The organism is Luteibacter sp. TLI7-4A (assembly GCF_056754745.1).
The window spans coordinates 2110061-2124873 of record NZ_JBPGWO010000001.1; the positions used below are offsets into that span (position 1 = coordinate 2110061).

12 protein-coding genes are annotated in these 14813 nt (G+C 63.4%); all 12 read left to right on the forward strand.

Annotated features, from left to right (window positions below; all coding sequences use genetic code 11):
• The first annotated feature begins 105 nt into the window (after nucleotides 1–105).
• The 12 genes from ACR9Y6_RS09315 (at nucleotide 106) to ACR9Y6_RS09370 (ending at nucleotide 14782) form a co-directional block, all read left to right on the forward strand.
• Entirely contained in the window at nucleotides 106–489 is a 384-nt protein-coding gene (locus ACR9Y6_RS09315; protein ID WP_481281032.1) for a hypothetical protein, read from the forward strand.
• Between the two features lie 142 nt (nucleotides 490–631).
• A complete protein-coding gene (locus tag ACR9Y6_RS09320) occupies nucleotides 632–2239 on the forward strand; it encodes a carboxyl transferase domain-containing protein (protein ID WP_481281033.1) in 1608 nt (535 codons plus the stop codon).
• A gap of 74 nt (nucleotides 2240–2313) precedes the next feature.
• On the forward strand, nucleotides 2314–3657 hold the full coding sequence (gene xseA / locus ACR9Y6_RS09325; RefSeq protein ID WP_481281034.1) for an exodeoxyribonuclease VII large subunit: 1344 nt from the start codon (nucleotides 2314–2316) through the stop codon (nucleotides 3655–3657).
• A 127-nt stretch (nucleotides 3658–3784) separates the two neighbouring features.
• A complete protein-coding gene (locus tag ACR9Y6_RS09330; RefSeq protein ID WP_481282713.1) occupies nucleotides 3785–5215 on the forward strand; it encodes an aldehyde dehydrogenase family protein in 1431 nt (476 codons plus the stop codon).
• Between the two features lie 187 nt (nucleotides 5216–5402).
• Entirely contained in the window at nucleotides 5403–5618 is a 216-nt protein-coding gene (locus ACR9Y6_RS09335) for a hypothetical protein (protein WP_481281035.1), read from the forward strand.
• Between the two features lie 78 nt (nucleotides 5619–5696).
• On the forward strand, nucleotides 5697–6002 hold the full coding sequence (locus ACR9Y6_RS09340; protein WP_481281036.1) for a hypothetical protein: 306 nt from the start codon (nucleotides 5697–5699) through the stop codon (nucleotides 6000–6002).
• Nucleotides 6003–6006: 4 nt separating this feature from the next.
• On the forward strand, nucleotides 6007–7353 hold the full coding sequence (locus tag ACR9Y6_RS09345; RefSeq protein ID WP_481281037.1) for a hypothetical protein: 1347 nt from the start codon (nucleotides 6007–6009) through the stop codon (nucleotides 7351–7353).
• Between the two features lie 27 nt (nucleotides 7354–7380).
• Complete coding sequence (locus ACR9Y6_RS09350; protein WP_481281038.1) at nucleotides 7381–8376, forward strand: hypothetical protein; 996 nt, start codon at nucleotides 7381–7383, stop codon at nucleotides 8374–8376.
• Between the two features lie 28 nt (nucleotides 8377–8404).
• Nucleotides 8405–9208, forward strand: coding sequence for a hypothetical protein (locus tag ACR9Y6_RS09355; protein ID WP_481281039.1), 804 nt, complete (start codon nucleotides 8405–8407; stop codon nucleotides 9206–9208).
• A 98-nt stretch (nucleotides 9209–9306) separates the two neighbouring features.
• Nucleotides 9307–12477: an RHS repeat domain-containing protein gene (locus tag ACR9Y6_RS09360; protein ID WP_481281040.1), complete on the forward strand. Its 3171-nt coding sequence runs from the start codon at nucleotides 9307–9309 to the stop codon at nucleotides 12475–12477.
• A complete protein-coding gene (locus ACR9Y6_RS09365) occupies nucleotides 12474–13655 on the forward strand; it encodes an RHS repeat-associated core domain-containing protein (RefSeq protein ID WP_481281041.1) in 1182 nt (393 codons plus the stop codon). The genes ACR9Y6_RS09360 and ACR9Y6_RS09365 overlap by 4 nt, the downstream gene beginning before the upstream one ends.
• A complete protein-coding gene (locus tag ACR9Y6_RS09370) occupies nucleotides 13655–14782 on the forward strand; it encodes an RHS repeat-associated core domain-containing protein (protein ID WP_481281042.1) in 1128 nt (375 codons plus the stop codon). The genes ACR9Y6_RS09365 and ACR9Y6_RS09370 overlap by 1 nt, the downstream gene beginning before the upstream one ends.
• The last annotated feature ends 31 nt before the right edge of the window (nucleotides 14783–14813 follow it).

Genomic DNA, 14813 nt, shown 5'->3' on the forward strand with positions numbered 1-14813 from the left:
GCTTTAATGCGCCCTGAAGCGAAAAGGCGCGATCGGTAGCTAAGCACCCATAACTGAGCTATTAATACGCCGCCTAACGGCATTCCACGGTTAAGGAGAAACACAATGAATTTGACGCGTACCCTTCTCGCCTCTGCGCTCGTCGCGCTTCTGGCAGCTTGCAGCAACGGCGCGCAGGATTCCGCGCAGGACGCCCAGAAGTCGGCCGCCGATGCGCAACAGCAGGCGGACAAGGCCCAGCAGGCCGCCGACCAGTCGCAGAATGCCGCAACCTCCCAGGCTGCCGACCAGGCTCAGCAGTCCGCCGACCAGGCCAAGGATGCCGCCGCGCAGGCCCAGGCCGCCGCTTCGGCCTCGACCGCCGGTGGCGCGCCGGAGGCCGCGAAGGACGCCGCTTCCAACGCCGCCGATCAGGCCGACAAGTCGGCTGACCAGGCGAAGGATGCCGCCGACAACGCCAAGAACGCGACGGACGACACCAAGAAGTAAGCGTTTCGCTTTCTTCGGTGAAACACGAGACGGCCACCTCAGGGTGGCCGTTTTTATTCCACGCCATGTATTGGCGCGATGCAGCGTTTGCGTGACGGCCGCCCCGGCTATGATGCTCGTTTCGTCCCAGCGCGAAGCCCTCATGCCCATTCTCGAATCGCAGCTCGATACCCGCTCCCCGGAATTCCAGGCGGCCAGCCTGCGCCTGCGCGCGCTGACCGACGACCTGCGCGAGACGTTGAAGCGCACGGCCGAAGGTGGCGGCGCGAAGGCGCGCGAAAAACACGTCGCGCGCGGCAAGCTGTTGCCTCGCGAACGTATCCGCGCCCTGCTCGATCCCGGCTCGCCCTTCCTGGAAATCGCGCCACTCGCCGCGCATGGCATGTACGACGATGCCGCGCCGGCGGCGGGTGTCATCGCCGGCATCGGCCGCGTCATGGGCCAGGAAGTGGTGGTGCTCGCGAACGACGCCACGGTCAAGGGTGGCACGTATTTCCCGATGACCGTGAAGAAACACCTGCGTGCGCAGGAAGTGGCGATGGAAAACCGCCTGCCCTGCATCTACCTCGTGGATTCCGGCGGTGCGTTCCTGCCGTTGCAGGACGAGGTCTTCCCGGACCGCGAGCACTTCGGCCGCATCTTCTACAACCAGGCGCGGATGAGCGCCCAGGGCATCGCACAGATCGCCGTGGTGATGGGCTCGTGCACCGCGGGCGGCGCCTATGTGCCTGCGATGAGCGACGAGACGATCATCGTCCGCGAACAGGGCACGATCTTCCTCGGCGGTCCGCCCCTGGTGAAGGCCGCCACGGGCGAAGTCGTGGATGCCGAAGCGCTGGGCGGTGCCGACGTGCATACCTCGGTATCCGGCGTGGCCGATCACTTCGCCGAGAACGACGCGCACGCACTGGCCATCGCGCGCGATATCGTCGGTTCGCTCAACCGGGTGAAGAAGGTGCCGCTGGCGGTTCGGGCTCCCCTGGAGCCCCGCTTCGCCGCGGAGGAACTCTATGGAGTGATCCCCGAAGACACGCGCCGTCCCTTCGACATCCGCGAGGTGATAGCCCGTATCGTCGACGACTCCGAGTTCCACGAGTTCAAGGCGCGCTACGGCAAGACCCTCGTCACCGGCTTCGCGCATATCCACGGCTACCCGGTGGGCATCGTCGCCAACAATGGCATCCTGTTCGGCGAATCCGCGCAGAAGGGTGCGCATTTCATCGAATTGTGCAACCAGCGCAACGTGCCACTGGTGTTCCTGCAGAACATCACCGGATTCATGGTCGGCCGCAAGTACGAGAACGGCGGCATCGCGAAAGACGGCGCCAAGATGGTCACCGCGGTGGCCTGTTCCCACGTGCCCAAGTTCACGGTGGTGATCGGAGGCAGCTTCGGCGCCGGCAACTACGCGATGTGCGGCCGCGCGTATGGCGCCCGTTTCCTGTGGATGTGGCCGAACGCGCGCATCAGCGTGATGGGCGGCGAACAGGCCGCTTCCGTATTGGCCACCGTGCGCCGCGACGGTATCGAATCGAGTGGCGGGAGCTGGAGCACCGAGGACGAAGAGGCCTTCAAGGCACCGATCCGCGAGCAGTACGAGCGCCAGGGCCATCCCTACTATGCGAGTGCGCGGCTGTGGGACGACGGCATCATCGACCCGGTGGACACGCGGCGCGTGCTCGGCCTCGCCATCTCGGCCTCGATGAACGCGCCTGTCGAGCAGGGGCGGTTCGGCGTCTTCCGCATGTAAGCATGAATCTAGGAAGCACGCGTAAGCCCTTGCCCTGTCGACACTACGGGGCAGCGTGATAACCTCCCTGGTCCATGTCCGACTTCGATAGCCGCCCCGCCACCGAGATCTTCACCCCATCCGGCCTGAACCGGTTGGTGCGAGACCTGCTGGAAGATGCCCTCCCGATGGGGGTATGGATCGAAGGCGAACTCTCCAACGTCTCACGGCCCGCTTCAGGGCATATGTACTTCACGCTGAAAGATGCCAGCGCCCAGGTCCGCTGCGCCATGTTCCGCATGGCCGCGTCGCGCCTGCGTTTCCGGCCCACCGACGGCATGCATGTGCTCATGCGCGCCAAGGTCGGGCTTTACGAGGCGCGCGGCGAGTTCCAGCTGGTGGCCGACCATATGGAGCCGGCGGGCGAAGGCGCCTTGCAGCGCGAGTTCGAACAGCTCAAGGCCCGGCTTGGCGCGGAAGGACTGTTCGCCCCGGAACGCAAGCGCGCGCTGCCCGTGTTTCCGCGCCGCATCGGCGTCATCACATCACCGTCCGGTGCGGCCATCCGCGACGTGCTGAGCGTGCTTGGACGCCGCCTCGGCCTCGCCGAGGTGGACGTGCTGCCCGTGCCGGTGCAAGGTCGCGAGGCGCCGCCCGCGATCGTGTCCATGCTAAGGCGTGCGTCGGCCAGCGGTCGCTACGACGTGATCCTAGTAACCCGCGGCGGCGGCTCGCTGGAAGATCTCTGGGCCTTCAACGATGAAACCGTGGCACGGGCGATCCATGCCAGCGCCGTGCCGGTCGTCTCCGCCGTAGGCCACGAGGTGGATTTCACCATCGCCGATTTCGTGGCCGACCTGCGCGCGGCGACACCTTCAGCCGCCGCCGAACTGCTGGTGCCCGATGGCGCGGACCTCGCGCGCCAGCTCGACCGCCTACGCCAGCGAATGACGACGCTGACGACGCGCCGCCTTCAGGCCGCGGCGCAACGCGCCGACCATTGGCAGGCGCGCCTCAACACCCAGCGTCCGCAGGCGCGCCTCGCGCGCGATGCGCAGCGCCTCGATGCCCTGCACCGGCGCCTCCGTTTCGCGATCGGCCAGGCGAACGCCTTGCGCCGAGCGCGTCTCGAACGCCTCGATGCCCGCCTGACGGCGCGACATCCTCGCCTGCGCCTCGAACCGGCTCGCCTGCGTAATGCCGAACTACGGCAACGGCTCGACCGCGCCATCGCACGCAAGCTGGAACGCGATCGCGCGCGGGTCCTCCAGCAGGGCCGAACGCTGCACGCGGTGAGCCCACTCGCCACGCTCGAACGCGGCTATGCGATCGTCTTCGACGAACGCGAGGCGATCGTGCGTCGTGCTGCCGATGTCGCCGTCGGAGAGCGCGTGCGCGTGATGTTGGGCGACGGCGAGATGAAGCTTCGGCGGGAATAGTCGAAGGCGAGGACCATCTACATCCTAGTGCCATGGATGGGTCGCTTTTCGTCGCGGAGATGCCTCACGACGCGTGAACACCTCGGATCGGATGATCCGTGGTTTCGTCACCCACGAGGCCACGTACATGCTTCGGAAGAACTACCCCTATTACCTCGCCAACGTCGCCGTGAAGGGCAAGGCGAAGCTCGACGTCATCGACAAGTACACCGGCGAGGTTGCCACGCGCGTCGCCCTGCCCGACGCGGCGGCCCTGGACCAGGCCATCGCGGCGGCGCACGGCGCGGCCGGCGATATGAAGCGGTTCAAGCCGTACCAACGGCAGGCGGTGCTGGAACACTGTGTCACGCGCTTCCGCGAGCGTCGGGACGAGTTGGCCTATGCGCTCTGCGTCGAGGCCGGCAAGCCGATCGGCGATGCGGCGGGCGAGGTCACCCGGCTCATCGAAACCTTCAAGATCGCCGCCGAAGAAGCGGTGCGAATCAACGGCGAAACGCTCAACCTCGAAATCTCCGAACGCAGCGCCGGCTATCATGGTTACACGCGCCGCGTCCCGCTCGGGCCGGTGGCTTTCATCACGCCATTCAACTTTCCACTCAACCTCGTGGCACACAAGGTGGCTCCGGCCATCGCCGCGGGTTGCCCCTTCGTGCTCAAGCCCGCCGAGCGAACGCCCCTTGGCGCGCTGATCATCGGCGAGGTTCTCGCCGAAACCGATCTGCCCCGCGGAGCATTCTCCATCCTGCCCATGCTTGGCCGCGATGCGGAGCCACTGGTGACCGACCCGCGCCTGAAAATGCTTTCGTTCACCGGCGGCCTCATCGGCTGGGACCTCAAGGCCAAGGCCGGGCACAAGAAGGTCATCCTTGAACTCGGTGGCAATGCCGCCTGCATCGTCGACGGCGACCAAGCCCCACGCCTCGACGCCATCGTCGACCGGCTGGTCTTCGGCGCGTTCTACCAGTCAGGGCAGAGTTGCATCAGTGTTCAACGAATCCTTGCGCACGACACTATTTATGACGAATTGCGCCGTCGACTCGTAACGAAGGTCAAGACACTCAAGGCCGGCGATCCGAAGAAGAAAAATACCTTCCTCGGCCCGATGATCGACGAGAACGCCGCCATACGGCTGGAGGAGTGGATCGACGAGGCGAGGAAGGCGGGCGCGAAGGTCCTGTGCGGAGGCCGGCGCAAGGGCGTCATGCTCGAAGCGACCTTGCTCGAAAACGTGGCGCGCGGCGAAAAGCTGCAACGCATGGAAGCCTTCGGCCCGGTTGCCCTGCTCCACCGTTTCAGCACTTTCGACGAAGCCCTCGGCATGGTCAACGACTCGGACTTCGGCCTGCAAGCCGGCGTGTTCACGGACAACCTGCGCCACGCCATGCGTGCATGGGATGAGCTGGAACAGGGTGGCGTGATCGTCAACGACGTGCCCAGCTTCCGCGTCGACAACATGCCCTATGGTGGCGTGAAGTCATCGGGCCTGGGCCGCGAAGGCGTACGCTATGCCATCGAGGACATGACGGATGTGCGCCTGATGGTCATTCGGGATAGTTGAGGAATCGCTTCGGCTCCTGGCTCAAGGGGCCGAAGTCGACGTGCGTGCACCAAATTGGCACGCAGTTCGACCGATCGGAAGCCGCACGCCGAATAGGGACGGCCTACGTCTTAAGGACTATGGCGCCATGAACTCGACGCCGGTTGAATGGCACGTGGGTTCTGGAATTCGCAAAAGGAGCTTTCGAATGAATACCGCCCGACGCATGCACTCTTTCCTGATATTCCTGACGATCGTCCTTCTGGCTTCATGCGCTACACCGCAACCAGCAGGCAACGACGTCGCTCCACGCAGCCCACAGCAGAGCAAGACGGGCAACGCCGTGAAAGCGGTGGCATTCATGAGGTTCTGGAATAGGGAGGATAACCATGACGACAATTTCTGCACCATCGATGTTCCTTAGGTTCCCTTTTATCTCAGGCTGAACCTGAAAGACGAACCCGAGGGGCAGGTTGACTGCGCGAACGACAAGGCGCGCTCCGTGACCCTGGAAAACATGCCGCCTGGAACGCTGCTCTGGCTCTTCGACGATCCGGACTGCGGTAAAAGCGACGACTGGACGAAAGTCACCGTACTGAAGCAAGCCTCGGCGATAAATATTCCAAGCTTCGGTACGGACTTCAAATGGGATACGGCCATTGTCGAGGCTGACTACCAGAACGGCCTTACCGGAAAACTTTCCTGTTTCATCCTACAGGTGCCTGGACCAAATGGCACATATGCCCAGCAGGTCAACGGCGGTCACGGCACATCTTTAACGTCACCTCACGGCATCGACGTGAAGTGACGGCGTGTCGGCGGGAACCCGCGCGGATAACACCAAGCAGACGAACCACGAACAGACAAGGACCGTCCTCATGAACACCCCATCCCGCCCCACTACCTCGCTTGCCGACGTCAGGCAGCTCACTTACTTCCAGATCTACAAGACCAATCCCAGCGAGCAGCACGGGACGATCAAGCTCTTCAGCAATGGCAACCAGCAGTGCCCGATCAAGGTCGGGCTGATCGCCGCCGATGCCGACGAAAACCCCATCACGCTCACGCAAGCCGAGATCAGGCAGGCCCTCACGCTCATCTTCTACGATGACGGTAGCGCGCTGGGTGACGGCTATGCGTCCTCATTCGACAAGAACAGATTCACGTGGACCGAATCCGCCATTCCGGCGAAGCATCCCCACGAGGACGAACCCAGCCGGAGCAGTGAAGCGGAAGTATCCCGGGCCACCGCTGTCGAGCCCCCCGCGAGCATCCAGGTCATCACGCTCTACGTCTCCGCCACTCCCGGATCGTCGGGACGAGCGCTCGCGGCACGTTTCCAGGTGACCGAGAACCTGTTCTTCACGACCAGCCCGTCCGTGAACGATTCCGAAGGCCAGGGACGGGATGGCGAATTCGACTCGTCAGTCGACGTCCTTCTGGCGGAGCCCCCCTTTCTTTCGGCCATGGATTTCGGCGCTGCTTCCAACGGTCTCGTCTCGGGGAGAAAGGTGGGCGACTCGACCACCTATTTCTACTGGGCGACCGAGTACTACCTCAATCCGAAATTGAATGGAGTCGCCATCCCCCTGGATTCCGTCGGAGCGAGCGCATCCGTCGGTGGCAAGCCACCGGAAGGTGCATTCGGGTTCTACGTTCATGGCGACTTCTTCGCTCATGTGCAGTGGGGAATCAGTTACTACAGCCAGCCGGGCGAAACCGGCGCTGAATCGGCCGGTCTTCCCCTGCTGCCGCTGTACGCTCTCGTCGCGGAGTCCGCACCTTCCGATGCCACGCGAAACAGCGAAACATCGACGGCCACGATCACCGTTCACGCCGGCACCCGCGTCGACAGGGTCACCACGACCGTGCACTACATCGGAAGCGGTTCCAGTCATGGAAAACACGACACGTCACCGGACGCGGATCTTCCGTATGCGATGTACACGAATTGTGTCGGTCAGATCGTGGGAGCGAACAAGAGCCGTATCGTCATAGGAATCCTGAAAGGAAATCTCCCCAGGAAGTTCACCAACAGCGCAGGCGGCGTTATCCCGGAAAAGGGTTCCACGGTCATGCATATCCTGGACGCTTACGGCAACGACCATATGTTAACCCTGTCGTACGACGCCACCAGGGACGAATTTACGATCGCGTGATGTCGCTCTCCATTCAAGGATAACGTGATGGCAAGGAAAGCCTCCCCGCGCGAGTCTCCCGCGCTTGATTTGACTGAAGTCGACGTCATCCTCGAGCAGACGGAGGTTTACCGTAATGGACTTCAGCAGGCCAGGATCAGGCTCGATCTGGCGTCAGAGCACGATGGGACGCCGTCGGACTTGACCTCCAGTGAAATCGCGAGCATTCGGCTCTTCGATTACCATAACCAGAACTCCGGAGCGATCCCGTTCTCGGACGATGGTTCCACCACTTACAAGGGCTGGTCGGCCCAACACGTCTATCGTGGCTATGTATCCCAGACCACCAGGACAGGCGAGCCACGAGCCATCCAGTCCTACTTCCTGTACCTGTCCGCCAACACCGAGGCCACGGAGACCCTGGATGTCGCCTTCGAGGTCCATGGCGACGATCTTTCGATCTGGCGCACCAACGGAAGGTGCACCTTCGATGGCATCGAGCAACCCATAGCGGCGATGGACAAGCATGTCGGCATCACGATGACGCCCCTTCCTCCCGAGAGGTATTCAGCCAGTTCCTTCATGCTCGAACGGCGCCCCCTCGATCCGGCCACGCATCCGTACGGAGCGAACGCGGAGGGTATCTTCGATGACATCGTAACGGTATCGATCCAGCTGGTGGACCAGACCACGCTCGGCATCCGCAGCATGACCTGCGATCCCCCGGGCCTGATCCATTGGAAGGACAAGGTGTCGTACTTCAGGCAACCCTGTTTCACAGGCTATGTCGAGCCCGGCGACACGACGATTCACTGGAACGGCGCGATGAACGACCACTTCGGTTCAACGCCACCACCAGAGCGACTTGCAAGCCCCGAAGAGGAATCGGGCGTCATCGTAGTGTGCGGAAGGGTCGACATCCCGGCCTGGGTCGGCGCACCGGAGGCGCCGATGAAATTGACCATGACGGATGCCCACGGCAGCGTGCAAAGCTGCCACATCGAATTCGTCAAGGGTGAACGGGACGAACTGATAGCGACATGACCGACACAGGACCAGGGAAGGCAACGCCATGACGACCGATGAAACCCTTGCACCGGCTCCCCTGGCGCCGGGGGACATGTACTCCACCGCATTTCAGTTCTACAGCCATATCAACGCGGACGTGGACCCTCGCACCGGCATGTACTCGGCGAGCGTCGACCTGGCTACGGGTGAAGGCAATCACTTGCGAGGCCCCCACCTCCCCTTCCGCCTGAGCTACAGCGCCGCCGACACGATCGACGACGGCTTCGGCAAGGGTTGGCGTCTTGGCCTCACCGAACTCGACCTCGACGCCAGCCTCCTGACCCTGTCCAGCGGCGACAGTCACAAGGTCGAGAGGCTCTTGCTCGATGCACCGGCGCGCTTTCCGGATCGCAAGCTCGACAGCTGTTCACTGGTCATGATGGATCCGGAACATCGGACCGCCGTGGTCGAACACGTGACTGGCGTCGTCGAGCATCTCCAGGCGATGTCGTACCCCACCCACCTGCTACGACCCGTTCGCATCATCAACCCCAGCGGCGATGCACTCCAACTCATATGGGAACCGGATGGGAACGGCATTTCGCGTTTGACACGCGTCATGGATAACGATGGCGAGGCATTGCTGCAGGTCGACTACGCCGACCTGAACAACGTCCGGCTCACCCTCCACCTGGCCGACGCCGCCCGTCGCGAGGCTGTTGTTCCGCTGGAGATGCAATTCAGCGTCCTGGGGGGCAGCTTGAACGCATCGCCATTCCCCTCATCGCCGACCTCAATGAAATCGAAACGACCGAAGGCGATGAAGCGGTGTGGGAATTCGGGTATCGCTCCGTCGGCGGCATCATGATATTGCTCGCGTCGGTGACCTCTCCCGATGGCCTGAGCGATTCGGTGGAATACGATACGGCGGCACTTACGCTTCCCCCTGGGGGACCTCTTTCCCACATGCCCGCCGTGACGACACGGAAACGGTCACTCGCGACCGATGCCACGACCGTGGTCCGGGAAAGCCGATACACCTATAGAAACGGCGATCTCGACCATAACTTCTACGGTTACCCGGCGGTACAGTCCTGGGAAAACCGGAATGATCAGCTCCTCCACATGCCCGGCGCGGACGCCTACACCTATGGGTCGATGGAGGAGCAGTATCAAGACGGATCCCTGCTGTGCACGATCGAGCGCAACTACAACCACTTCCACCTCGTCACCAACGAGAAGACCACCCGCGGCAACGTCGTGCAGGACGTCGTTACCGAGTACGGCATCGAAGACCACATCTCCTTCGAGGATCAGAAGGCGAGCTTCCAGCTTCCACACAAGGTGACCACCACCTGCTACGACGTTCGCCTTGCCGACATGAAGCAGGTCACATTCACCGAGAGTTCGTACGACGACTACGGAAATGTCCTGTCACGTTACGACAGTGCCACCGATACGACCGAAACGTCCGATTATTACCCGCCGGAAGGCGAGGAAGGCCTATGCCCGCCCGATCCGCTCGGGAAAGTGCGACGCCTCAGGAGCCGCACCACCTCGCCCGGCAGGAACGGCGACCCGATTCGTTCGACGCGGTACCGCTACGTTGAGGTCCCCGTAAGAAACTCCGCACGAGTCATCGAAAACAACTCGCGGCGGGAGCGCACCTACTACATCCAGGCATCGGGGGAAACGTCGACAGTGTTCGATGCCGACGTTGACACGATTCTCGTCCACAGCGAGCAGTCGTTCGTCACGGACCAGCGCAACCAGCACGGCAGCCTGCTGCAGGAGACACGCGAGCAGGATGGACTGACGGAGATCCGCGCGTTCACCTACGAAACCGACGACGTCGCTGGCACGGTAACCACGCACACCACGCACACCACGCACGATGGCGTGGTGAACACGACAAGCGAAACCCTCCATCTCATCAGTGGCCTGGTGCGATCCACGGTGGATGCGCTCGGCAACAAGGCCGAGTTCACCTATGACGCCCTGGGCCGCCGCACCAGCGAAGTGCTGTCACCCGACCATCCCGACTACCGCGTCGAAACGCGCTGGCGCTATCAATTGTCGATGAGCGAACGCTGGGTCGAGCGCATTGGCATTACGGGCCTGCCACATCGCGTGTGGATGGACGAGCAAGGCCGCACCATCCGTCGCCAGGAGCCCCTGCCCGACGGCACGCTGATGACCGTGCACGAGCTGGAATATGACGGCTTCGGGCAACTCGCCAGAGAGGTGCAGATCGACCGCATGCGCGGGGACACCGCACTGCGACTGGAGACGACCTACGCATACGACGACTGGGGTCGCTGCTCGCAGATGACCTCGCCGGATGGAAGCAAGACGCTGAGTGAGACGACCCTTGTTCGTGACCCGCTTTCGTTCGGCGACGAGGTGATCACGCGGACGATGCAGTGGCAGAGCTACGGAATCGACGAAAAGACCGGCTGGCGATCGACCTACCTCGACGCCGCGGATCGGCAACGGCGCGCGCAAACCGGTACGTGGTCCGAGACCGGCGAGCCCACGGTTGCGTCGACCACCACATGGGAATACGACGGGCTGGGCAGGTGCGTGAAGATGGTGGACCCTCTTGGCAAGGTGACCCGTCAGGCATGGGACGGCCACGACCGCTTGATTCGCAGCGACCTTCCCGATGGAACCGCCGTGCTTCGGGCCTACGCGCCCGGCCACGAGGACGAGTTCGTCGCCCGGCTCGCCATCGTACCGCCCGAGCGCGATGGAGCGCTCCGCGACCTCGCCGGAAAAGCCGGCGAACTGGAACTGGGAACCCGCACCTGGGACGGACTGGGAAGGTTGAAGATGGAACAGGCGGGCAGCCTGATTACCAGCCATGCCTACATACCGAACCAGATGAGTTCCGACACGAAGACCATGCCGAGCGGCAATATGCTCCGGATGGCTTACGATCTTCGCCTGCGAGAAGCGCTGCTCGGCTCGACGTTGACGAGTCCGGAGGGTGCGGTGGAGGCCATACTGACCGAGGCTACCTATGACAACGCCATGGGCCTGCCTACCCGGATCGTCGCCGAAGGCGGATCGATGACGATCGCGCCTGACTATCTCGGCCGGATGACCAGCCAGGAGATCGCCCTCACCGGTGACCTGCCGCGAGGGTGCCATGTCACCATCACGCCGGGGGGCCTCGCCCTGGAGAAGACAGGCACCGACGGTATAACGCAAACGTACGACTACGACGACAAGGGACGCCTGAAGAGCGTGACCGATGAGGACGTGACGATCGAGCTGTTCTACGACGGCCTGTCGCGCCTGGACCATCGCATCTCGCGCTCCGCCGATGGCCGTTCCGTCACGCAGCGGCTTGCTTACGACTCCCTGGGGCGCGTGCACGAGCAGACCTGGGAACACACCGGCGAATCGACCACGCAAAAGCGCAGCCTGGCATTCGACTGGCGAGCCGACGACAAGGTTTCCGAGCGTCGCTGGTACCGCGACGACACCACGCTCCTGCGCACCGAGACGATGGACTATGACGACCGCGGCCGGCTGATCCTCCATGGTATCGTCGCGGTCGAAGGCGAACACCCACTCGACGAGACCGGACAGCCATACGTGAAACAGGAGTTCGAGCATGACTGCCTCGACAACCTGCGGACCGTGACGACGACACTGCTCGACGGACGGGTCAACGTCACCCGTTACGGGTATGACGCGGTGGACTTCGACCGACTGGTCAGCGTAAGCAACAGCCTGGATGGCTATCCCGGCTACGGCACGTCACTGGAGCTCACGTACGATGCGAACGGCAACCTGATCGACGATGGCCAGGGCCGGACACTGCATTGGGACGGCGCAGGCCGATTGGCGAACGTGACGCTTGCCGACGACAGGCGGATCACCTATATCCACGGCCCGGACGCGCGCGTAAGCAGCGTGACGATCGATGAGGTGCCAAGGTACCGCTACCGCGAAGACGGCGCCATCGCCTTCGAGGTCGATGCGCTGGAGGGACGGCGATTCATCCGGGCGGAGGGTGGCATCGTCGCCGAGACCCGGCTCACCGGGGCGATCAGGGAGACCTTCCTGCTCGGTACCGATCCACAGGGGTCCGTGGTGACGGAGTCCGTGCCGGATCGAATGTCATGAGCGTCGCGGCACGCATCTATACCGCCTACGGCGGAAACGCCGGCGCGACAGGCGCCGCACGGCTGGCGTACGCCGGCGAGATCATGGAAAGGCTGACCGGGTGGTACCTGCTCGGCGGCCGTCCATACAACCCGGTACTGCGGCGCTTCCTCGTGCCCGACCCGGAAAGCCCTTTCCACGAGGGAGGATTCAACCGCTATGCCTATTGCAGCGGCGATCCGGTAAACCGGATCGACCCGAGCGGCAACGCGTGGACGGACTGGCTGGCGGCCGGATTGATGGTGGCCCTCTCCGTCGTGGGCACGGTCATCAGCGCCGGAGCCCTGACCGCTCCCCTCGCGGCCGCTTCGACCGCCGTGGCGACCGCCGCCGCGGGTGGGGCCGGCGTGATGGGAGCCGCATCCGCCGCGGCGACCGTCGTGGCCGCGACCCCCGGGATCGTGGCCACCACCACGGCGGTCACGATGGACGTGATATCGACAGCGGCAGCTATCGGTTCGGTCGCCTCGATGGCGACACAGAACCAGAAAGCCAACGCCATCCTGGGCTGGGTGTCCATGGGCGCGGGGGTCGCCTCGGGCGCCGCCACGCTCGTGGCGTCCAAACAGATATCCATGACGTCCGCCAGGGCGTCGTTCGCCACCCGTGGCGCGCCGGCCGGCGGTGGTGGTGCGAGCAGGACAGCCACCACCCATGCCACGGTGAGTGCCCTGAAGACGACCATGCCCATCCTGGCATCGAGCGCATCCGCCCGAAGCGACACACGGGGATCGACCCGCAGCCTGGTGGCAAGCGATGCGAGCGGCAGCCTTCCGCAAGTGAGGCAGGGAGCCGTGGAACTCAGGAGGGATGGCGTCAGGCAAGCCAACCTGTACTTCGGGACCCCGATCTCGCGGCGAGCATTCCGGAACCCCCATGGAACCAGGCGGATCGCCGGCGAACGACTTCACAGGCCGGATATCGAAAGCGCCCGGCGGGCCGGCGCCTCCGCGGGACTGAACGTCGAAGCCATGGACATGACGAGAGCGACAACGGAACAGATTCGACGACGCCTGTCGGAGGATGGCATCCATGTCGCCGTCACCGGGCACGGTCTCCTCGACGAATCCGTCATGAGATCGCTGAACATGCCATCCGCGGTCTCCGATCATTTGCTCCCCGTGCGGGCAAGTCCGTGATGCGCACGCTGACGTCGACGTACGGCGCTTACGGCGAGCGCGCGCCGGCGGCGGCGGCGCGTACCGCTTTCGCTGGTGAGGTAGGCGAGGCCGACACCGGCTTCTATTTGCTGGGTGCGCGTTTCTATAGCACCACGCTGCGCCGATTCCTCACCCCGGACCGGGCCAGCCCGTTCGGACGTGGCGGCATCAATCGTTATACCTATTGCAGCGGTGATCCCATAAACCGGATCGATCCGAAAGGTCACTCATGGCTGAGCTGGGTGGCGATGTCTTTCGGGCTGGCCAGAAACAACACCGGAACGGCGAGTTCGGCGCCGGGTTCCCGGCATACGAACGACGCTGTCACGACGCCCGGCACGGTGGCCTCGACCGCCGCGTCCATGATCGACTCGATCTCCATCACTGCGGCTGTCGACGCCGCCGCCCTGACGGTGTCGAACGAGCCGGAGGCCGGTGGCCTCTTTGGATGGATCGGGTATATGGCAAGGGCCACCCTGGGTGGATCCGATCTCGCAGCCGCCAGAAGCGGTTCGCCAACGCGGCGCTTCGTAGGGCCTGTCAGTGTCATCGCACAGGCCGCAGGCACAGGAGTACAGCCGGAACGGAACATCTCGGTATTCATCGATGGCGACATCCCCGCGCACCGATCGACACTCAATCGGGGTGGAAAGAAGGATGTGACAAGAAACTGGATATATGGCACGCACGTCAGGAATCCGAAAAGCCGGATCTGGGCAGCGGACTCAGCCATCAACTACAAGGACCTCCCGAACCTGTTCCCGCACATGACGGGCCGCGGCATCACCAATGCGACCCTCTATACAGGGGTCGATGGCCAGCCCAATGGCAATAACTGGACAACAAAGTGGTTTCATGGAACACCGGAGCCGCTCTTCTACGAGCAGGATCTCCTGCTCACGAAACCAGCGGCCAAATCCGTGGGGCTCGACCTCGCCATCGAAGACATGGGTGAAATGCTGATAACGGACATGCGGGATAAATTGGCACGGAGTGGCGATCACATTATCGGTGCTTGTTACGGCATAGCGGACGAGGTCGTCATGGACGCGCTGAACCTGTCGAACGTGAGCTTGTATTACCTGCGCCCACCGCCCTGGCTCTGAACCATGGTGGGCGCCCCGTCACACCCGTGTA